Source organism: Streptomyces sp. NPDC107521 (genome assembly GCF_055598485.1).
The window spans coordinates 176,701-197,427 of sequence record NZ_JBVKAT010000007.1 but is presented as its reverse complement, the minus strand read 5'-3'; the positions used below and the strand labels follow the sequence as shown (position 1 = coordinate 197,427).

Genomic DNA, 20,727 nt, shown 5'->3' with positions numbered 1-20,727 from the left:
GGCGGTGGCCCCGTTTCAGTACCGCTGGTTCAGATAGCCGAGCAGCTCGTCGTGGAGCAGGCCGTTGGAGGCCGCCGCGTTGCCGCTGTGCGGGCCGGGGCGCCCGTCGAGGCCGGTGAAGGAGCCGCCCGCCTCGGTGACGATGATCGCGTTGGCGGCCATGTCCCAGAGCGACAGCTCGGGTTCGGCGCAGAGGTCGACCGAGCCCTCGGCGACCATCATGTACGGCCAGAAGTCGCCGTACGCCCGGGTGCGCCACACCTCGCGGGTCAGGTCCAGGAAGCCGTCCAGCCTGCCCTGCTCCTCCCAGCCGGTCAGGGACGAGTAGGCGAAGGACGCGTCGGAGAGCGACGGGACCCGGGAGACGTGGATGCGGGAGGCCGAGGTGAGGCTGCGGCCGGTGAAGGCGCCGTGGTCCAGTGCGGCCCACCAGCGGCGGCCCAGGGCGGGCGCGGAGACCAGGCCGACGACGGGCCGGTAGCCGCCCTCCGCGGCCTCCATCAGGGAGATCAGGGTGGCCCACACGGGGACGCCGCGCACGTAGTTCTTGGTGCCGTCGATGGGGTCGATCACCCAGCGGCGGGGACCGGTGCCGACGACGCCGTACTCCTCGCCGAGCACGGCGTCGCGGGGGCGGGCGCGGGCGAGATGGCCGCGGATGAGCTCCTCGGCGGCCTTGTCCGCCTCGCTCACCGGGGTCATGTCCGGCTTGGTCTCGACCTTGAGGTCGAGGGCCTTGAAGCGGTCCATCGTCGCGGCGTCGGCGGCGTCCGCGAGGACGTGGGCGAGGCGGAGGTCGTCGAGGTAGTCGGCCATGCGGCCACGGTATCCGCCGTGGTGGGGGCAGGGCCAACAGGACCGGGCGGCGGCGGGGTTCGGGCGGCGCCGTCGCGTCCGCCCCGGCGTGTCGGACACCCCCGCGTCCGGCGCGCCCGGGGTGGATGGCGCGAAACGGCCGTCCGTCCGCTCCCGGCTTGGGAGCGGGGGGAGTTGGGGCGGTTATGAGCCGTTCCGTGGCCGGACCGGGACGGGTTGACACGGGGCATTTGTCCCTCGAATGTGGACGGAAGGTGTCGGGTTCAGGGAGGCATGGTGACCGCAGCCCGGGAGGGCCTGCTCGATGCCGCGCGCGCGGCGCTGGCGCGCCGGCCGTGGTCCGCGGTGCGGATGGTCGACGTGGCGGCGGCGGCCGGGGTGTCCCGGCAGACGCTCTACAACGAGTTCGGGGACAAGGACGGGCTGGCCCGCGCCCTCGTGCGCAGGGAGGCCGACGGCTATCTCGCCGGGGTGGAACGGGCGCTGGCCGGACCCGGCGGCCCGGGGGACCGGCTCACCGCGGCCGCCGAGTGGACGGCCGCCGCCGCCCGCGGCAACGCCCTGGTGCGGGCCCTGCTCACCGGCTGCTGGGAGGAGGGGCTGCCCGCCCCGGCCCGCGCGCCGGGGGCCGGTCGGGCGTCCGCGCCCCGGCCCGCCCCGGCCGCCGCACCGGACCCCGCCCCGGCCGCCGCACCCGGCCCCGGTCCGGCGCCGTCCCCCTCCACCGCGCCGGACCGGCGCCGGGGCGGCGGGCCGCTGCCCTCGCCCGGCGATCTCGTGGTCCTGGTCCGCGACCGTGCCGTCGCCGCGCTCCAGGCGCCCGGCACGCCCCGCGCGGAGGCCGCCGCGCTGGCCCGCTCCTGCGAACTCGCCGTGCGCCTCGCCCTGTCCTGCGTCGCGGCGCCGCCCGTGGAGGGGGACGTGACGGAACTGGTCCGCCCCGTGCTGCCGCCGTTCTGACGGGACGGCGCGGAGGAGCGGGGGAACCGTCAGGCGGGCGCGAGGGGCGCGAGGGGCGCGCGCGGCGGGTGGCGGACGGCGGGTGAAACGGGCGCCACGGGAGACGGGGCGCGGGGGCCGCGCGGCTTCGGAGCGGGGCGGTTTCGGGCGCGGCCGTCAGGCCCGGCGGGGCGGGGGCGTCACTGCGCCGAGCCGGACAGCTGCAGCCCGACGACCCCGACGATGACCAGGCTGATCGACACGATCTTCAGCGTCGAGACGAGGTCGCCGAGGAAGACCATGCCGTAGATGGCGGTGCCCGCCGCGCCGATGCCCGTCCACACCGCGTACGCCGGGCCCACGTCCAGCTTCTTCAGGGACAGCGTCAACAGACCGAAGCTGCCCAGCGCGAAGGCGCAGAACGCGACGGTCGGCCAGAGCCGGGTGAAGCCGTGCGACAGCTTCAGGCAGACCGCGAATCCCGTTTCGAGCACCCCTGCCACGATGACCAGCAGCCACGCCATGTGTCGTCCTCCCGTGGTGTCACGCACCGTGACCGCTTTGCGCAGGCTTGGTTCAGGCTTGGTGCGATTATGCACTTACCGATCCCCGGGGGCGGCAAACACGCGAGTTCAGTCGCCCTCGGTCCGCTCCCGCGTCGCCAGCAGCCGTCGCAGGGAGTAGAGGCGGGCCGGATCGGCGTGCCCCTCGGCCACCCACGCGTCCAGCGCGCAGTCCGGCTCGTCGTGGCTGCACGCGCGCGGACAGCCCTCCGTGCCCGGTTCGAGGTCGGGGAAGGCGTGGATCACCCGGGACGGATCGATGTGGGCGAGCCCGAACGACCGTACGCCCGGGGTGTCGACGACCCAGCCGTCCGCCTTCGCGAGCGGCAGGGCCAGCGCCGAGGTCGTGGTGTGCCGGCCGCGGCCGGTGACCGCGTTGACGTGCCCGGTGACGCGGCGCCGCTCCTCGGGGACCAGCGCGTTGACGAGGGTGGTCTTGCCGACGCCGGAGTGGCCGACGAACGCGGTGACCCGGCCGCCCAGGTGCTCCCGCACCCGGTCGGCCGCGTCGCCGCTCTCCAGCTCCTCGCGGTGGGTGACGACGTAGGGGATGTCCAGCGCGCCGTACAGGCCGAGGAGTTCGTCCGGCGGCGCGAGGTCCGACTTGGTCAGCACCAGCAGCGGCGTCAGTCCGCCGTCGTACGCCGCGACCAGGCAGCGGTCGATCAGCCGCGGGCGCGGCTCCGGGTCCGCCAGGGCGGTGACGATGGCGAGCTGGTCGGCGTTGGCGACGACGACCCGCTCGTACGGGTCGTCGTCGTCCGCCGTGCGCCGCAGCACCGAGTCGCGCTCCTCGATGCGGACGATCCGCGCGAGGGTGTCCTTGCGGCCGGACAGGTCGCCGACCAGCGCGACCCGGTCGCCGACCACCGCCGCCTTGCGGCCCAGTTCGCGGGCCTTCATCGCCATGACCACCCGGTCCTCGACGAGGCAGGTCAGCCGTCCCCGGTCGACGGTGAGCACCATGCCCCCGGCCGCGTCCTCGTGCTTGGGCCGGATGTGGGTGCGTGGCCGGTTGCCCCGGCGGTTGGGGCGGCTGCGGATGTCGTCCTCGTCGGTGTGCTTGCCGTAGCGGCGCATGGCGAACCGTCCCTACGCCCCGAGCATCCCCGTCCAGAGATCGGGGAAGTCGGGCATGGTCTTGCCGGTCGTCTCCACGTTCTCGATCTCCACGCCCTCGACCGCGAGGCCGAGCACCGCGCCGGCGGTGGCCATCCGGTGGTCCTCGTAGGTGTGGAACACCCCGCCGCTCAGCGGGCGCGGACGGATGTGCAGGCCGTCGGCGGTCTCGGTGACGTCGCCGCCCAGTCCGTTGATCTCCTTGGTGAGCGCGGCCAGCCGGTCCGTCTCGTGCAGGCGCAGGTGCGCCACCCCGCGCAGCGTCGACGGGGAGTCCGCGAGGGCGGCCACGGCGGCGATGCCCGGAGTGAGTTCGCCGACCTCGCCGAGGTCGACGTCGATGCCGTGCACGGCACCCGAGCCGGTGAAGACCAGTCCGTAGTCGGTCAGTTCGCAGGAACCGCCCATCTCGGTGAAGATCTGGCGCAGCCGGTCACCCGGCTGGGTGGTGTGGGCGGGCCAGTCGGGAACGACGACCCGGCCGCCGGTCACCAGCGCCGCCGCCAGGAACGGCTGGGCGTTGGACAGGTCCGGCTCGATCACGAGGTCCCGGCCGAGCAGCGCGCCCGGGGTGACCCGCCAGACGTCGGGCTCGCCGCCGGACTCCGGGGTGTCGACCTGGGCGCCGACCGAGCGGAGCATGTCGACGGTCATCCGGATGTGCGGCATCGACGGCAGCGCGGTCCCGGTGTGCCGGACCTCGACGCCCTGGTTGAAGCGCGGGGCGGAGAGCAGCAGGGCGCTGACGAACTGGGAGGAGGAGGAGGCGTCGATCTCCACCGGGCCGCCCGCCAGGGCCCCGGCGCCGTGCACGGTCAGCGGCAGCGCGCCGCGCCCGTCGTCGTCGATGCGGGCGCCGAGCACACGCAGCGCGTCGATCACCCCGTGCAGCGGACGCTCGTACGAGCGGGGGTCACCGTCGAAGCGGACGTCGCCGTCGACGAGGGCGGCGACGGGCGGCACGAAGCGCATCACCGTGCCCGCGTTGCCGACGTCGACGGTGGCGGGGCCGCGCAGCGCGTTCGGGATGACCCGCCAGAACTCACCGGTGCCGTCCGGGCCGATCCCCTCCTCGATCTCCACGCCCAGCGCGCGCAGGGCGCCCGCCATCAGCAGGGTGTCGCGGGAGCGCAGCGGGCGGCGGAGCCAGCCGGGTTCGGAGGCCAGGGCGGCCAGGACGAGGGCGCGGTTGGTGACCGACTTCGAACCCGGCACATGGACGGTCGCGTCAACAGCTGCGCTCGCGTGCGGTGCGGGCCAGAGGGCGGTGGGCGCGGAGTTCAGGGTCATGGCTGCCACTTTAGTGGCTGAAGGCGATCGGAAATCCTGAGCAGATGCACCGGAACCCGACCGAATGCGCACCGCCGCCGCCCGGGGAGGTCCGGGAACGGAGCGGGATCGCCCGGTTCGCGCCCCCGCGGGGCCCCGCGACGACCCCCGACGGCCCGGTGCGGCGCCCCGCCGCCCCCTGCGCGCCCCTCCGTTCGCCGCCCGCCGCAACCCCCGGCCCCGATCCGCCCGGTCGGGTGGCCCGGGTCCGGCCGGGGGAGGGGGAGCCGCCATCGCCCGGCCCCTCACACCCCCAGCAGCCAGCGCCCCCCGCCGACCAGCGAGGACAGCGACACCACGTGGAAGAGGAAGAGCCAGACGCCCGCCGGCGCGTGGGTCAGCCGGGCGAGCTGGTCCGCGTCCGAGTCACCGGCGCCGCCGCGCGCCCGCTTGGACTGGAGCTCGAAGGCCGGGCGCACCCCGCCGAGCAGCAGGAACCACACCACCGCGTACGCGAACGCCGCCTGCACCTGCGGCCCGGTCAGCCAGGACACCAGCAGGAAGGTGCCGCCGGACAGCACCACCGTCAGGACCCCGTAGGCGTTGCGGACCATCACCAGCAGGGCGGCCAGCAGCGCCGTCGCCAGCCACAGCAGCAGCGTGATGCGCCCGCCGGCCAGCAGCGCCGCGCCGCCCAGCCCCAGCAGCGGCGGCGCGGGGTAGCCCGCGAGCGCGGTCAGGACCATGCCCGGCCCGTGCGGCCTGCCCCGGCTCACCGTGAGTCCGCTGGTGTCCGAGTGCAGGGTGATCCCCGTCAGGGTGCGGCCGGTCAGCAGCGCCACCAGTCCGTGCCCGCCCTCGTGGGCGATGGTGATCGCGTTGCGCGCCAGGCGCCAGGGCGCGGGCGGCACGACCGCGGCGAGCGCGGCGGCCAGTGTCGCGACCACCACCCAGAGGGCGGGCGCGGGCTGGGTGCCGGATACCTCGTCCCACAGGGAGGGGAGCGAGGCCGATGCGAGGTGGTGCATGTTCTGCGGAGGCTCCTCGTCGGTGCGCGGGGTCTGGCAGTGTGGCACGTATGTGCGGACGGTACGCGGCCAGTCGTCGCCCCGAGGATCTCGCGGGGACCTTCGGGATCGAGAAGTGGGAGCCCGGGGAGGCCCTGGAGCCCGACTACAACGTCGCCCCCACCAAGGAGGTGTACGCGGTCCTGGACCGCCCCCTCAAGGACAGCGGCGATCCCCGGCCGGTGCGCCAGCTCCGCAGGCTGCGGTGGGGCCTGGTCCCCTCCTGGTCCCGGTCGCCCGAGGGCGCCGCCCGGATGATCAACGCGCGGGCGGAGACCGTCCACGAGAAGCCGTCCTTCCGCCGTGCCCTCACCGCCCGGCGCTGCATCCTGCCCGCCGACGGCTACTACGAGTGGGTCACCGGCGGGCAGGAGCGCGAGCTGGAGGTCGAGGGGCGCCGCAAGCGGCCCCGCAAGCAGCCCTACTTCGTCACCCCGGCCGACGGATCGGTGTTCGCCATGGCCGGGCTGTACGAGTTCTGGCGGGACCGCACGCTCCCCGACGACCACCCGGGGGCCTGGTGGGTGACCTGCTCGGTGATCACGACCGAGGCGGAGACCACCCCGCTCGCCTCCGCCCCGGAGGGCGGGCCGCGCGCCCTGGCCGACATCCACCCCCGGATGCCGCTGATGCTGACGCCCGACCACTGGGACGCCTGGCTCGACCCGGCCCGCACCGACCCGCACGACCTCGCCCCGCTGCTCGCGCCGCCGCCCGCCGGACTGCTGCGCGCCTTCCCCGTCCCCACCGCGGTCAGCAACGTCCGCAACAACGGGCCGGAGCTGCTGAAGGAGCTGGAGGCCCCCGAAGAGGGCACACTCTTCTGACGTGACGACCGACACCCCGGACCCCCGGGCATCCGCCCCCGGCGCCCCCGGACCCGGCGCGCCGGGCTCACCGGCCCCCGCCGCTCCCGCCGTGACCACCGAGACCGTCGGCACCGACGCCGGGCCCGCCCGCGTCACCTGGCACCCGGCGGCGCGCCCCCGCCTCGTCCTCGCCCTGGGCCACGGCGCCGGGGGCGGCATCGAGGCCCGGGACCTGCGCGCGCTGGCCGCGGAGCTGCCGGGGCACGGCGTCAGCGTCGCCCTGGTCGAACAGCCCTGGCGGGTGGCGGGGAAGAGGCTCGCGCCCGCGCCCCGGACCCTGGACACCGGCTGGCACGGCGTCTGGCCCGCGCTGGCCGCGCCCGGACTGCCGGTCGTCTCCGGCGGGCGCAGCGCCGGGGCCCGCGTCGCCTGCCGCACCGCCGCCGGTCTCGGGGCCGCGGCCGTGCTCGCGCTCGCCTTCCCCCTGCACCCGCCGGGCCGGCCCGAGCGGTCCCGCGCGGACGAGCTGCTCGGCACCGGTGTGCCCACCCTGGTGGTCCAGGGCGGCAACGACCCGTTCGGGAGGCCGGAGGAGTTCCCCGGCGGAGCGCACCGTCTGGTCGGCGTGGACCACGCCGACCACGGCTTCGCCGTCCCGAAGCGCGCCCCCGTCACCCAGGAGGAGACCCTGGCGGCGATCACCGGGGCCGTCGTCCGGTGGACCGCGTCACTCGCCCGGCGCTCCCGGGAATGAGGAGCGGACGGCCGCTGTTGTGGCGGACGTACGCTGCTGAATCCTCAGCGCCGCCGCCGTAGGAGAGGAAGTCCGCCCCATGGGTTCGACCTTCTGCCCAGCCCGCAGCCCACGCCAGGACCTGGACTGGACCGTGCTGCACGCGGCGAAGAACGCCCCTGTTCGGGCGGCGGGCGGACAGGATCGTCGTCTATCCTCCGATTCGAGTGGGACCGCTCTCGGTCCCGCGACATCACTGGAGGAGGTGGGTCCGGTCACCGGTACCGACGCAGGCACCGATCATGGCCAGCCCGAGCGGCCCGAGGGCCGGGACGGGGACGCGGAGACGACCGCCGAGCGCAGCGCGCGCTTCGAGCGGGACGCCCTCGAGTTCCTCGACCAGATGTACTCGGCGGCGCTGCGCATGACGCGCAACCCCGCCGACGCCGAGGACCTGGTGCAGGAGACGTACGCCAAGGCGTACGCGTCCTTCCACCAGTTCCGCGAGGGCACCAATCTCAAGGCGTGGCTGTACCGGATTCTCACCAACACGTTCATCAACTCGTACCGCAAGAAGCAGCGCGAACCCCAGCGCAGCGCGGCCGAGGAGATCGAGGACTGGCAGCTCGCGCGGGCCGAGTCGCACATGTCGACGGGGCTGCGCTCCGCGGAGTCGCAGGCGCTCGACCACCTGCCCGACTCGGACGTGAAGGAGGCGCTCCAGGCGATCCCCGAGGAGTTCCGCATCGCCGTCTATCTGGCCGATGTCGAGGGCTTCGCGTACAAGGAGATCGCGGACATCATGGGGACACCCATCGGCACGGTGATGTCCCGGCTGCACCGTGGACGCCGTCAGCTCCGCGGCATGCTGGAGGACTACGCGCGTGACCGCGGGCTGGTCCCCGCCGGCGCCGGAAAGTCGAACGAAGCGAAAGGCTCGGGGTCATGAGCTGTGGAGAGCCGCACGAGACGGACTGCGGCGAGATCCTCGATCATCTCTATGAGTTCCTCGACCACGAGATGCCGGACTCGGACTGCGTGAAGTTCGAGCACCACTTCGAGGAATGCTCGCCCTGTCTGGAGAAGTACGGGCTGGAGCAGGCCGTGAAGAAACTGGTCAAGCGCTGCTGCGGCCAGGACGACGTGCCGGGCGACCTGCGGGCCAAGGTGATGGGCCGCATCGAGCTGATCCGCTCCGGCGGAACGGTGCCCGACCACGACGTCACGGCCGCGCCGCCGGCTCCCCAGGAGTCCTGAGCCCCGCCGGGCGCCCGCTCGCGGCGGAGCCCCCCGCGCACCGCCGGGCCTCCGCCCGTCGTGGAGCGCCCGCGCAGCGGCGAGGCCCGGGCCCGTCCCGCGCCGCCCCGGGCGCCGCCCCCCTTCCGGGACCGGGCCCGTGAGACCCCCTCGCGTCACGGCGACACGCGCCCTCACTCATCCGTGCTAATCCGCCGCTTATCTGCCCGCGCCTCCCTCCCGCCGCCCTAGGCTCCGGAAGCCTGACAGGCATGTCCGGGGAGGTGCTCATGGACGCGGTACCCGCGCGGGCACGTGTGTACGTCGCCGGTGCGGTCGGGGCCGCCCTGTACTGCCTGCGCCCCCTGCCCGGGCAGGCCACCCCCTGGTGGGCGGTGCTGCTGCTCGCCGTGCTGTACGCCGGGGGCGAGCAGTTCGCCCGCAGCCGCAACGTCGGCACCTGCTACCCCGTCCTGCTCACCGGCGCCTTCCTGCTGCCGCCGCCCGCCGCCGCCGTGGTGGCGCTCTCCGGGTCGCTGCTGTCGCCCGTGTCCCGGCCGCCGGCCACCCTGCGGCGGCTGTGGCGGTCGGCGCAGCTCACCCTCGCGGTGTGGGCCGCTTCCCGGACGCACTGGGGGCTCGGCGGCCGGGAGGCCGTGGTGGCCCCCGACTTCCCCTTCGTGCTGGTGCCGGCGGGCGCCGGGGCGCTGGTCTTCTGCCTGGTCCTGACGGTGCTGGACGGCGGCATCCTGGTGCTGGCCGACCGGGTGCCGGCGGCGCGGGCCTGGCGGGGCCTGTTCTCCCGCTCGCTCGCCCCGATCGTGGTGCACGGGCTCGCCGGGCTGATGATGGCCGTCCTCTGGCGCAGCCCCTACGGTCCGGTCGCCGCGCTGCTGGTGCTGCCGCCGATGTGGCTGGCCTGGTGGGCCTTCGCCCAGTACCACCGGGAGCGGGCCGCGCACCGGGCGACCATCCGGGCCCTGGTCCAGGCCGTCGACATCAAGGACGGCTACACCCGCGGGCACAGCGAGCGGGTCGGCCGGGCCTCCATGATGATCGCCCGTGAGCTGGGCATGGACGACGAGCGCGTCGAACTGCTCCGCTTCGCCGGGATCCTGCACGACGTGGGCAAGCTCGGCGTACCCACCCGGCTGCTGCGCAAGGACGGCCCGCTCACCCCCGAGGAGCGGCGGGTGATCGAGCTGCACCCCGAGTACGGGCACGAGATGGTGCGCGGCATCCGCTTCCTCGGCGAGGCCCGCGCGGCCGTCCTCCACCACCACGAGCGGCTGGACGGCAGCGGCTACCCGTACGGGCTGGTGGGCACCCAGATCCCCGAGTCGGCCCGGGTGGTGGCCGTCGCCGACGCCTTCGACGCGATGACCTCCACCCGCTCCTACAGCAGGGCCCGGCCCGTCGCGGTCGCCGTGCGCGAACTCCAGCGGTGCGCCGGGGCGCAGTTCGACCCCCGGATGGTCGGGGCGCTGGTCGACGCCCTCACCGCGCACGGCTGGCAGCCCGCGGTCACGGCCGACGAGGGCGCGGCCCCGGTCCCCGGCCCCGCCGGTCGGCGCGGCCCCGGCCCCGCCCCGGATCCCTGTCCCACCCCGGAGCCCCGGCCTTGTCCCGGCCCGGACCCCCGCTCCGGTTCGGACCCCCGCCCCGCCACGGACCCCGGCCGCGATCCCGCCCCGCGCGCGGACGCCGATCGTGCTGCGCGCTCCGCGCCGGCACCGCGCTCCGCGCCGGCACCGCGCTCCGCGCCGGCACCGCGCCCCGCGCCGGCCCCGCACCCCGCGCCGGCCCCGCACCCCGGGGCCGCCGGGTCCGCCCCGTGCCCCGGGTCCGCCCCGCACCCCGCGCTCCCGCCCGCCGCCCCGGCCGACCGTCCCCCGTGCCCCGCCGCCCCCGGCCACGCCCCGTACCCCGCCGGTGGGGCCGCCCCGCGGCTCGCTCCCGGAAGCGCCCCGGCCGCCCCCGGCCGCCCGCCCGGCGCGCGGGAGGGGCCGCGGGGCGGTGAGCGGGAGGGCGCGCGGGACGGCGCCGCCCGCGGCGGGGTCGGCGAAGGGGTGCCGTAGCCATGGCCCGCCACGCGGTGGCGGCGCCGGACGCGCTGCCCCTGATGTACGCCGCCGCCGGTGCGCTCGCCGCCGGATGCCTCGTCGCGGTGCTCCGGTCGGGCCCCGAGCAGCGGACGGTGGCCCTCGCCTTCGGCGCCCTCGTCGCCCTCGGCGAGCTGACCCGGCGGCCCACCCCCGGGGTGCGCGAGGCCGCCCCGCTGGGCGCCGCCGGGGCCCTCGCCTACGCCCTGCTCGGGGACGTCGCCGGGCGGCCCGCCCAGCACGGCGCGGCCCAGGCCGTCACCGTGGTCCTCGCCGCCTCCCTGCTCGGCAGCGTCCCCCGGATCGCCCTGGGCCGGGGCCCGCGGCCCGACCAGCTCGCCCGGCGCGTGCTCACCGTCGGCCTCGCCGCCGTCTGCTTCCGGCCCCTGGCCGAGCGGGGCCTCCTGGAGGACGCGGGCGGTCCCGCCCACGCCGTGGCGCTGGTCGCGCTGCTCGCCCTGACCGCGCTCTGCGACGCGGTGCTCGCCGCCCTCGCCCGGCGGGCACGCACCGGCTGGCCCCTCGCGCCGCTGCTGCGCCAGGAGCTGCGCGCCATGTCCGGGGTGGCCGCCGCGGTCTGCGCCACCGGCGCCGCGATGGCCCTCGCGGTGGCCGTCGCCGGGCTGTGGGCGCTGCCCGTCCTCTCCGTGCCGCTGCTGCTGGCCCAGCTCGCCCACCGGCGCTACGCCGCCGTCCGCGCCACCTACCGGCAGACCATCGCCTCCCTGGCCCGGGCCACCGAGATCGCCGGCTGCACCCCCGCCGGGCACGCCCGCCGGGTCGCCGAGCTGAGCGTCGCCGTCGGCCGGGACCTCGGCCTGTCCGGACCCGGACTGACGGTGCTGGAGTACGCCGCCCTGATGCACGACATCGGCCAGCTCAGCCTCGTCGACCCGGTCCCCGGGGGCGCCACCGCCGGGCTGCCCGCCGCCGAGCAGCGCCGGATCGCCCTGCTCGGCGGGGCCGTGGTCCGCCAGACCGGGGTCGACCCGGCCGTCGCCGTGGTCGTGGAGCGCCAGGCCGATCCCTGGCCGGAGCAGCCGGCCGCCGCCCGGATCGTGCGGACCGTCAACGCCTACGACGAGCGGGCCCGGCGCTCCGGCCGTCCCCGGGACCCGGCCGCGCTGGAAGGGCTGCGTCCGGCCGCCGGGGGCGACTACGCTCCCGACGTCGTGGAGGCCCTGGCGCGGGTGCTCTCCCGGAGCGCCCCGGCGGAGCGGCGCGGGGTGGCGGAAAGGCGCCTTATCCCGCCCGCAGCGGGGTAACCCATGGGTAATGAGCGCCGGTCCAGCCGCACGTGGTTGGATGCGAAGGAGAGGGTGTCCGGGGGCACAGCCAGCCCACTGAACGGAACTGGCAGGCGGGAATCGTGAGGATCTTCGGCAAGGGACGGCACCGGCCCTCCGCCTCCTGGCGGCAGGCCACCGACCGGGCGTTCACGCTGATCGGCGACGGCCGCTACGAGGACGCGGGAGCCCTGCTGACGCGCGCCGCCGACCTGGAGCCCTGGCTGTCGGAGTCCTGGTTCAACCTCGCCCTGCTGCACAAGTTCCGGCACGACTGGGAGCAGGCCCGGGCGGCCGGGCTGCGCGCGGTGGCCCTGCTCGACCGCGACACCGGCGCCCCCGACTGGTGGAACGTGGGCATCGCCGCGACCGCCCTCCAGGACTGGCCGCTGGCCCGGCGCGCCTGGCAGGCGTACGGGCTGCGCACGCCCGGCAGCGCCACCGACGCGGGCGAGCCGCTCGGCATGGAGCTGGGCAGCGCCGCCGTGCGGCTGTCCCCGGAGGGGGAGGCCGAGGTGGTGTGGGGGCGGCGGCTTGACCCCGCCCGCATCGAGGTGCTGTCCATCCCCCTGCCGTCCTCCGGCCGCCGCTGGGGCGAGGTCGTCCTGCACGACGGGGTGCCGCACGGCGAGCGGACCACCGGCGCCGGGCACGCCTACCCCGTCTTCGACGAGATCGAGCTGTGGGCGCCCTCGCCCGTGCCCACCTGGGTGGTGCTGCTGGAGGCGGCCACCGAGGCCGACCGGGACGCCCTGGAGCGGCTCGCCGCCGACGCCGGGTTCGCCGCCGAGGACTGGTCGTCCTCCGTCCGGCTGCTGTGCCGGACGTGCTCGGAGTCCCGGATGCCGTCCGACGAGGGGGACGGCGAGCACCTCGACCCGCACGACCACAGCGAGCCCGGGCACCCCGGCCCCCTCGGCCACCGCACCGACGGACAGCAGTGGGTGCCGGAGCGCGAGTGCGGGGTGGCCGCCCCGGCCGCCCTGGTGCGGGGCCTGCTGGACGGGTGGGTCGCGGACAGCCCGGACTCACGGGACTGGCGAGACCTGGAAGAGGTCTGCTGAGCCCTCCCCGTAGGCTTTGACGAGCATCATTCGTTCCAGGAAGGCAGGCATACGTCGGTCATGGCCCAGCAGGACACCGAACAGCAGCACCCGGGCGTGCTCCCCGTCGACCCGGACGGGTATGTCATCGACACGGAGGACTGCGACGAGCGCGAGGCCGAGTGGCGTGGCCGCGGCACCTCCCGGCCCATCACGGTCGTCGGGAACCCGGTGCTGCACAAGGAGTGCCGGGACGTCACCGACTTCGGCGACGAGTTGCGGACCCTCGTCGCCGACATGTTCGCCAGCCAGCACACGGCCGAGGGCGTGGGCCTGGCCGCGAACCAGATCGGCGTCGACGCGAAGGTCTTCGTCTACGACTGCCCCGACGACGAGGGCGTCCGCCACGTCGGCGTGATCTGCAACCCCCGGCTGGTCGACCTGGCCGCCGACCGGCGCAGCCTGGACGACAGCAACGAGGGCTGCCTGTCCGTGCCGACCGCCTACGCCTCCCTCGCCCGCCCCGACTACGCCGAGGTGACCGGGCAGGACGAGCGGGGCAACCCGGTCAGGGTGCGCGGCACCGGCTACTTCGCCCGCTGCCTCCAGCACGAGACGGACCACCTGTACGGGTACCTGTACATCGACCGGCTCTCCAAGCGCGAACGCAAGGACGCCCTGCGGCAGATGGCCGAGAACGAGCCCCGCTACCCCGTGGTCCCCAACGACTGACCCGGCCCCGCCGGCCCCGGCTCCCGTCCGGGGGCGGCCCCGGCCCCTGTGCGCGCGGCGCCCGCCCGGAAGCTCCGGCGGGCGCCGTTCCGCTGCCGGAACGCGCCACACCAGGAGGATTCCGGCACCGGGGAGCAGCGAACACGGCAAATCCATTCCCAGAGGGGCCGGTTGTGGTGCTGAATGGAAGTGCGGGGATACGCGCGGGCGTACGCCCCGCTCAGTGCGAGGAGCGCGCCACCTGCTGCTGAGAGGGGTTTGTACGTGCATGTTTTCTCACACGGCACCGCAACGACGACGATCGAGGTACCGCCTTCACTCCGCCTTCCTCTGATAGAGACCGAATTTCCCCGGCAACTGCACCCTTATTGGCCCAGACTCCAGGAGAACACCCGTGCCTGGCTGGAGGAAAAGCGGCTGATGCCGCCGGGTCTGGTCCATGAATATGCCGACGGCCTGTGCTACACGGACCTCATGGCGGGCTACTACCTGGGCGCCCCCGACGCGGTGATGCAGGCGATTGCCGACTTCAGTGCGTGGTTCTTCGTCTGGGACGACCGGCACGACCGCGACGTCGTCCACGGGCGGGCCGGGGACTGGCGGCGGCTGCGCGACGCCCTGCACGCCGCGCTCGACGCGCCCGCCGGGCACCTGCGGCACGAGGACGCGCTGGTCGCCGGGTTCGCGGACGGCGTGCTGCGGCTGCACGCCTTTCTCCCGGCGAGCTGGAACGCCCGCTTCGCCCGCCACTTCCACGCGGTCATCGGCGCGTACGACCGGGAATTCCACAACCGCACCCGCGGCGTGGTGCCCACCGTCGAGGAATACCTCCAACTGCGCCGGCTCACTTTCGCGCACTGGATCTGGACCGATCTGCTGGAGCCGAGCGCCGGACGGGAACTCCCGGAACCGGTGCGCAAACACCCCGCCTACCGCCGCGCCGCCCTCCTCAGCCAGGAGTTCGCCGCCTGGTACAACGACCTCTGCTCGCTCCCCAAGGAACTGGCGGGCGACGAGGTCCACAATCTCGGGATCAGTCTCGTCACCCATCACGGACTGACCCTGGAAGAGGCCGTCGGAGAAGTCGGGCGCCGCGTCGAGGAATGCGTCACCGAATTCCTCCGCGCGGAACGGGACGCGGTGCTCCTCGCCGACGCCCTCGCCGACGGCACCGCGCGCGGAAGGGAATTGAGCGCCGCCGTGCGGGCCTGCGTCGGCAATATGCGGAACTGGTTCAGTTCCGTCTACTGGTTCCACCACGAGTCGGGCCGCTACCGGGTGGACACCTGGGACGACCGCTCCACGCCCCCGTACGTCGACAACGAAGCGGCAGGTGAGAAATGACCGTGGATTCGGTCAGCCCCAGGACCGACCCCGGGCCGCGGGTGCCCCCCGTCGCCGGCGGCCGTGTGCCGCTCCTCGGCCACGGCTGGCGGCTCGCCCGCGACCCGCTGGCCTTCATGGCCCAGCTCCGCGACCACGGCGACGTCGTCCGGCTCCGGCTCGGCCCCAAGACCGTCTACGCGGTGACCACCCCGGCCCTCACCGGCGCCCTCGCCCTGAGCCCCGACTACCACATCGCCGGACCGCTGTGGGAGTCGCTGGAGGGCCTGGTCGGCAAGGAGGGCGTGGCCACCTCCAACGGCGCCCTCCACCGCCGCCAGCGGCGCACCATCCAGCCCGCCTTCCGGCTCGACGCCATCCCCGCCTACGGGCCGATCATGGAGGAGGAGGCGCACGCGCTCACCGAGCGCTGGCGGCCCGGCACCACAGTCGACGCCACCTCCGAGTCCTTCCGGGTGGCCGTCCGGGTCGCCGCCCGCTGCCTGCTGCGCGGCCAGTACATGGACGAGCGGGCCGAGCGGCTGTGCGGGGCGCTCGCCACCGTCTTCCGGGGCATGTACCGGCGCATGGTGGTGCCGCTCGGGCCGCTCTACCGGCTGCCGCTGCCCTCCAACCGGGCCTTCAACAGCGCGCTGGCCGACCTCCACCGGGTGGTCGACGAGATCATCGCGGAGCGCCGCGCCTCCGGGCACCGGCCGGACGACCTGCTGACCGCCCTGCTGGAGGCCGAGGACGAGAACGGCGACCCCATCGGGGAGCAGGAGATCCACGACCAGGTCGTCGCGATCCTCACCCCCGGCAGCGAGACCATCGCCTCCACGGTCATGTGGTTGCTCCAGGCACTCTCCGCGCACCCGGAGCACGCCGACCGGATCCGCGAGGAGGTCCTCGGCGTCACCGGCGGACGCCCGGTGGCCTTCGACGACGTGCGCAGCCTGCCGCACACCGGCAACGTCATCGTGGAGGCCATGCGCCTGCGCCCGGCCGTCTGGGTGCTGACCCGGCGCGCGGTGGCCGACACCGAACTCGGCGGCTACCGGATCCCGGCCGGGACGGACATCATCTACAGCCCGTACGCCATCCAGCGCGATCCCCGCTCGTACGCCCGCCATCTGGAGTTCGACCCGGACCGCTGGCTCCCGGAGCGGGTGACGGAGCTGCCGAAGTACGCCATGCGGCCCTTCAGCGTGGGCAACCGCAAGTGCCCGAGCGACCACTTCTCCATGGCGCAGCTCACGCTGATCACGGCGGCACTGGCCACCCGGTACCGCTTCGAGCAGGTGGCCGGCTCCCGGGACGCGGTCCATGTGGGCATCACGCTGCGCCCCCACAAGCTGCTGGTCAGACCCGTGGAGCGGTGACGCGGGCCGGGAGGGGCCGGGAGGGGCCGGGAGGGAGGTGCCGGGAGGGGGCCGAGGGGAGGAGGGGCCGGGGCGGCCCGGTCCCTCCCCCCCCCTCGGCCCGGAACGGCCCGGACCTCAGAAGTCCTCGTCCAGGTCGACGGTGCCCTCCACCGCCACCTGGTACGCCGAGGCGCGCCGCTCGAAGAAGTTGGTCAGCTCCTGGACCCCCTGCAACTCCATGAAGGAGAAGGGGTTCTCCGACCCGTACACCGGGGCGAAGCCCAGCCGGGTGAGGCGCTGGTCGGCCACGCACTCCAGGTACTGGCGCATGGAGTCGGTGTTCATGCCGGGCAGACCCTCGCCGCACAGGTCGCGCGCGAACTGCAGCTCGGCCTCCACGGCCTCCCGCAGCATGTCGGTCACCTGCTCCTGGAGCCGGTCGTCGAACAGGTCCGGCTCCTCCTTGCGCACGGTGTCCACCACGTCGAACGCGAACGACATGTGCATCGTCTCGTCCCGGAACACCCAGTTGGTGCCGGTCGCCAGCCCGTGCAGCAGACCGCGGCTGCGGAACCAGTAGACGTAGGCGAAGGCGCCGTAGAAGAACAGGCCCTCGATGCAGGCCGCGAAGCAGATCAGGTTCAGCAGGAAGCGGCGGCGGTCGGCCCGCGACTCCAGCCGGTCGACGGTCTCCACGGAGTCCATCCACCGGAAGCAGAACTCGGCCTTCTCACGGATGGAGGGGATGTTCTCCACGGCCGCGAAGGCCGCCGCCCGGTCCTCCGGGTCGGGGAGGTAGGTGTCCAGCAGGGTCAGGTAGAACTGGACGTGGACGGCCTCCTCGAACAGCTGCCGGCTCAGGTACAGCCGCGCCTCGGGGGAGTTGATGTGCTTGTAGAGGGTCAGCACCAGGTTGTTGGCCACGATCGAGTCGCCCGTCGCGAAGAAGGCGATCAGACGGCCGATGAGGTGCTGCTCCTCGGGGGTCAGCCGGGCCAGGTCGGCGACGTCGGAGTGGAGGTCGACCTCCTCGACGTGCCAGGTGTTCTTGATGGCGTCCCGGTAGCGCTCGTAGAAGTCCGGGTAGCGCATGGGGCGCAGGGTCAGTTCGAAGCCCGGGTCGAGCAGGTTCTTGGTCGTGGCGGGAGCGGCGCGCCGCTCCCCGGAGCCGTCGGCGGAGGCGGTCTCGGTGTGCTGGGTGGTCATTACTGGCAGGCCTCGCAGGACTCGGGGTTTTCCAGGGAGCAGGCCACCGCGTCCGGGTCGGCGCTCTGCTGGGCGGGTACGGCGGCACGCGCCCCGGCGGCGCGGGCGATCCGCGTCGCGGGACGGGAGCGCAGGTAGTAGGTGGTCTTCAGGCCCCGCTTCCAGGCGTACGCGTACATCGAGGAGAGCTTTCCGATGGTCGGCGTCTCCAGGAACAGGTTGAGCGACTGGGCCTGGTCCAGGTACGGGGTGCGGGCGGCGGCCATGTCGATCAGGCCGCGCTGCGGGATCTCCCAGGCGGTGCGGTAGAGGTCGCGCACCTCCTCGGGGATCCAGGCGAAGTCCCGCACCGAGCCGTTGGCCTCGCGCAGCGCCTCGCGGGTGCGGGCGTCCCAGACGCCGAGCCGCTTGAGGTCCTCCACCAGATAGGAGTTGACCTGGAGGAACTCGCCGGACAGGGTCTCGCGCTTGAACAGGTTGGACACCTGCGGCTCGATGCACTCGTAGACGCCCGCGATGGAGGCGATGGTGGCCGTCGGCGCGATGGCCAGGAGCAGCGCGTTGCGCAGACCGGTGGTGGCGAGGCGCTCGCGCAGGGCCGCCCAGCGCTCCGGCCACTCCGGGCGCACGCCGTAGTGGTCGGGGTGCAGCACGCCCCGGGCGGTGCGGGTGCTCTCCCAGGCCGGCAGCGGGCCCGAGCGTTCGGCGAGGTCCGCGGAGGTCTCGTAGGCGGCGAGCATGATCCGCTCGGCGATCCGGGTGGACAGGGCCTTCGCGGCGGGGGAGTCGAAGGGCAGGCGCAGCCGGAAGAAGACGTCCTGGAGGCCCATCACACCGAGGCCGACCGGGCGCCAGCGGGCATTGGAGCGGCCCGCCTGCTCGGTCGGGTAGAAGTTGATGTCGACGACCCGGTCCAGGAAGGTCACCGCCGTGCGCACGGTGGCGTCCAGCCGTTCCCAGTCCATGTCCCCGGCCGCCGTGTCGACGAATGCCCCGAGGTTGACGGAGCCCAGGTTGCAGACGGCCGTCTCCCCGTCGTCGGTGACCTCGATGATCTCCGTGCAGAGGTTGGAGGAGTGGACGACGTGGCCCGGCTCGGCGGTCTGGTTGGCGGTGCGGTTGGCGGCGTCCTTGAAGGTCATCCAGCCGTTGCCGGTCTGCGCCAGGGTGCGCATCATCCGCCCGTACAGCTCCCGCGCGGGCAGCGTCCTGCGGGCCAGCCCGGCCGCCTCGGCCGCGCGGTAGGCGGTGTCGAACTCCTCGCCCCACAGATCGGTGAGCCCGGGCACGTCGGCGGGGGAGAACAACGACCAGTCGCCGTCCGCGTCCACCCGGCGCATGAACTCGTCGGGGATCCAGTGCGCGAGGTTCAGGTTGTGGGTGCGGCGGGCGTCCTCGCCGGTGTTGTCCCGCAGCTCCAGGAACTCCTCGATGTCCGCGTGCCAGGTCTCCAGGTAGACCGCCGCGGCCCCCTTGCGCCGGCCGCCCTGGTTCACGGCGGCGACCGAGGCGTCCAGGGTCTTCAGGAACGGGACGATGCCGTTGGAGTGCCCGTTGGTGCCGCGGATCAGCGAACCCCGGGAGCGGATGCGGGAGTAGGCGATGCCGATGCCGCCGGCGTGCTTGGACAGGCGGGCGACCTGGTGGAGCCGGTCGTAGAGGGAGTCCAGCTCGTCCCTGGGGGAGTCGAGGAGGTAGCAGGACGACATCTGGGCGTGCCGGGTGCCCGAGTTGAACAGGGTGGGGGAGGAGGGCAGGTAGTCGAGGCGGCTCATCAGCCCGTAGAGCGCGTCCACCTCGTCCAGGACCCGGGTGCCGGTCGCCGCGTCCGGCGCCGTGTCGTCCGCGAGGCCGGCGGCGACGCGCAGCAGGAAGTGCTGGGGCGTCTCGACGACCTTGCGGGTGACCGGGTGGCGCAGCAGGTAGCGGCTGTGCAGGGTGCGCAGGCCGAAGTAGCCGAAGCGGTCGTCGGCGTCCGGGTCGATCAGCGCGTCCAGGTGCTCCGCGTGCCGACGGACGAACGCGGCGGTCCGGTCGCCGATCAGGCCCTCGCGGTGCCCGGTGGCGACGGACTCGGTGAACCGGGTGACGCCCTGGGAGGCGGCCTCGGCGCGGATGCCGATGGTCAGCAGCCGGGCGGCCAGCCGGGAGTAGACGGGGTCCTCCGAGATCAGCCCCGCCGCGGTCTCGGTGGCCAGCTCGCGCAGCTCGGCCTCGTCGGCGTGGGCGGACCGGCCGCGCAGCGCGGCGGCGGCGACCCGGCCGGGGTCGGCGTCGGGGAGGTCGGCGGTCAGCCCGGTCAGGGTGCGCAGCAGCGCGGTACCGGGACCGTCGGTTCCCGCGGACGCGGGGGCGGCCGCCACCGGGGCGGTCGTCACCGTGGCTGGAGCCGTCACCCGGATCGCTGAGGCCGGATCGGCTGGCGCGGTGGTCACGTGGAGCACTCCCTCGCTCGGCACGGGGCCATGCGGGGGGCAGGGGCAGCTCACGAGCGCACGGGGCGGTCGAGTCCACCGACCCACTCCGCGAGGCCCGGACGTCATGGCACCCGGCCGGGACGGCAGGGCGCACTGCCGGCAGGTCCTCGGACTGACAAGCGTGCGGAAACGCGCGAGTACACCGTTGCGGGACAGTTCCGGATTCGCACCGGATTCCCCTGCGACGACAGCGAGCATGAGCATACATCTTGTGCCGGGGAGCGGAAGCACCCCCAGATGTAGTGTCGTGCTCGGCGGGAGAGGCGGGCCGGGACGGGCCCTCGGGGGCCTCGCGGGGCATCTCGCGGGGCGCCGTGACGGCCCGGCGGGGGCCTCGTGGCGGCCCCGCGACGGCGGGGCCGGAGCCCGCTCGGCGGTCCGGCGCGGTGCTTCGGCGGAGGTGCGGTGCCGCTCAGGAGGGCCGGGTTCCCCCGGTGCCGTGACCCTGCCGCGCAAGGGGCGGAGTCCCCCCGCACGGTACCGCGCCCGCCGGGGCGCGGGACGGTGACCCCGGACACGGGGGCCGGGTCCGGGGCGGGGCCGGAGGGTCGGCGGGGTGGTGCCGGGACCCCGAGGGCGCCGGAGCGCGGTGGCGAGGGGTGACGGGGGCAGGGGGCCCGGCGGTGCCGCGGGTGACTCGGTG

Annotated in this window: 17 protein-coding genes, 1 pseudogene and 1 riboswitch; of the genes and pseudogenes, 11 read left to right on the top strand and 7 right to left on the bottom strand. The window is 74.7% G+C overall.

The window, feature by feature from the left end:
• Positions 1 to 15 precede the first annotated feature (15 nt).
• Positions 16 to 816: a histidinol-phosphatase gene (hisN, locus tag ACZ7LB_RS13645; protein WP_471467869.1), complete on the bottom strand. Its 801-nt coding sequence runs from the start codon at positions 814 to 816 to the stop codon at positions 16 to 18.
• 273 nt (positions 817 to 1,089) lie between these two features.
• On the opposite strand from hisN, the gene ACZ7LB_RS13640 reads away from it, so the two are divergent.
• The gene (locus tag ACZ7LB_RS13640) at positions 1,090 to 1,776 is read left to right on the top strand and encodes a TetR/AcrR family transcriptional regulator (protein ID WP_471467868.1); all 687 of its coding nucleotides are present in this window, start codon (positions 1,090 to 1,092) and stop codon (positions 1,774 to 1,776) included.
• A 179-nt stretch (positions 1,777 to 1,955) separates the two neighbouring features.
• Here the strand turns inward: ACZ7LB_RS13640 and ACZ7LB_RS13635 are convergent, their stop codons facing one another.
• The 4 genes from ACZ7LB_RS13635 to ACZ7LB_RS13620 all read right to left on the bottom strand — a co-directional run bounded on the left by ACZ7LB_RS13635 (position 1,956) and on the right by ACZ7LB_RS13620 (position 5,734).
• Positions 1,956 to 2,279: a DMT family transporter gene (locus ACZ7LB_RS13635; RefSeq protein ID WP_471468022.1), complete on the bottom strand. Its 324-nt coding sequence runs from the start codon at positions 2,277 to 2,279 to the stop codon at positions 1,956 to 1,958.
• A gap of 108 nt (positions 2,280 to 2,387) precedes the next feature.
• Positions 2,388 to 3,398, bottom strand: coding sequence for a ribosome small subunit-dependent GTPase A (gene rsgA, locus ACZ7LB_RS13630; protein WP_471467866.1), 1,011 nt, complete (start codon positions 3,396 to 3,398; stop codon positions 2,388 to 2,390).
• A 12-nt stretch (positions 3,399 to 3,410) separates the two neighbouring features.
• Positions 3,411 to 4,727, bottom strand: a complete 1,317-nt coding sequence (gene aroA / locus ACZ7LB_RS13625) for a 3-phosphoshikimate 1-carboxyvinyltransferase (RefSeq protein WP_471467864.1) — start codon at positions 4,725 to 4,727, stop codon at positions 3,411 to 3,413.
• A 284-nt stretch (positions 4,728 to 5,011) separates the two neighbouring features.
• On the bottom strand, positions 5,012 to 5,734 hold the full coding sequence (locus ACZ7LB_RS13620) for a M50 family metallopeptidase (RefSeq protein WP_471468020.1): 723 nt from the start codon (positions 5,732 to 5,734) through the stop codon (positions 5,012 to 5,014).
• 50 nt (positions 5,735 to 5,784) lie between these two features.
• On the opposite strand from ACZ7LB_RS13620, the gene ACZ7LB_RS13615 reads away from it, so the two are divergent.
• From ACZ7LB_RS13615 to ACZ7LB_RS13570, 10 genes and pseudogenes are all read left to right on the top strand, one after another.
• Positions 5,785 to 6,600 (top strand): SOS response-associated peptidase, encoded by an 816-nt coding sequence (locus tag ACZ7LB_RS13615; protein ID WP_471467862.1) that lies wholly within the window; start codon positions 5,785 to 5,787, stop codon positions 6,598 to 6,600.
• 91 nt (positions 6,601 to 6,691) lie between these two features.
• Positions 6,692 to 7,336 (top strand): alpha/beta hydrolase family protein, encoded by a 645-nt coding sequence (locus ACZ7LB_RS13610; RefSeq protein ID WP_471467860.1) that lies wholly within the window; start codon positions 6,692 to 6,694, stop codon positions 7,334 to 7,336.
• A gap of 244 nt (positions 7,337 to 7,580) precedes the next feature.
• A complete protein-coding gene (sigR, locus tag ACZ7LB_RS13605; RefSeq protein ID WP_471468018.1) occupies positions 7,581 to 8,264 on the top strand; it encodes an RNA polymerase sigma factor SigR in 684 nt (227 codons plus the stop codon).
• Complete coding sequence (gene rsrA, locus ACZ7LB_RS13600) at positions 8,261 to 8,572, top strand: mycothiol system anti-sigma-R factor (protein ID WP_161227524.1); 312 nt, start codon at positions 8,261 to 8,263, stop codon at positions 8,570 to 8,572. Before sigR ends, rsrA begins: the two co-directional genes overlap by 4 nt.
• A gap of 269 nt (positions 8,573 to 8,841) precedes the next feature.
• Positions 8,842 to 10,128: pseudogene (locus ACZ7LB_RS13595) on the top strand (HD-GYP domain-containing protein); the annotation flags it as partial.
• Between the two features lie 503 nt (positions 10,129 to 10,631).
• Positions 10,632 to 11,918, top strand: a complete 1,287-nt coding sequence (locus tag ACZ7LB_RS13590) for an HD-GYP domain-containing protein (protein WP_471467858.1) — start codon at positions 10,632 to 10,634, stop codon at positions 11,916 to 11,918.
• A 104-nt stretch (positions 11,919 to 12,022) separates the two neighbouring features.
• Positions 12,023 to 13,003: a tetratricopeptide repeat protein gene (locus ACZ7LB_RS13585; RefSeq protein ID WP_471467857.1), complete on the top strand. Its 981-nt coding sequence runs from the start codon at positions 12,023 to 12,025 to the stop codon at positions 13,001 to 13,003.
• 60 nt (positions 13,004 to 13,063) lie between these two features.
• On the top strand, positions 13,064 to 13,714 hold the full coding sequence (gene def / locus ACZ7LB_RS13580; protein ID WP_471467855.1) for a peptide deformylase: 651 nt from the start codon (positions 13,064 to 13,066) through the stop codon (positions 13,712 to 13,714).
• A gap of 264 nt (positions 13,715 to 13,978) precedes the next feature.
• Positions 13,979 to 15,058, top strand: a complete 1,080-nt coding sequence (gene cyc1 / locus ACZ7LB_RS13575; protein WP_471467853.1) for an epi-isozizaene synthase — start codon at positions 13,979 to 13,981, stop codon at positions 15,056 to 15,058.
• Positions 15,055 to 16,419, top strand: a complete 1,365-nt coding sequence (locus ACZ7LB_RS13570; protein WP_471467852.1) for a bifunctional albaflavenone monooxygenase/terpene synthase — start codon at positions 15,055 to 15,057, stop codon at positions 16,417 to 16,419. Before cyc1 ends, ACZ7LB_RS13570 begins: the two co-directional genes overlap by 4 nt.
• Positions 16,420 to 16,536: 117 nt before the next feature.
• On the opposite strand, the gene ACZ7LB_RS13565 is transcribed toward ACZ7LB_RS13570, so the two are convergent.
• Complete coding sequence (locus ACZ7LB_RS13565; RefSeq protein ID WP_471468016.1) at positions 16,537 to 17,493, bottom strand: ribonucleotide-diphosphate reductase subunit beta; 957 nt, start codon at positions 17,491 to 17,493, stop codon at positions 16,537 to 16,539.
• Positions 17,494 to 17,606: 113 nt separating this feature from the next.
• Positions 17,607 to 20,042: a ribonucleoside-diphosphate reductase subunit alpha gene (locus tag ACZ7LB_RS13560; RefSeq protein ID WP_471467850.1), complete on the bottom strand. Its 2,436-nt coding sequence runs from the start codon at positions 20,040 to 20,042 to the stop codon at positions 17,607 to 17,609.
• Positions 20,043 to 20,165: 123 nt separating this feature from the next.
• A riboswitch (cobalamin riboswitch) is annotated at positions 20,166 to 20,325 on the bottom strand.
• Positions 20,326 to 20,727: the final 402 nt, after the last annotated feature.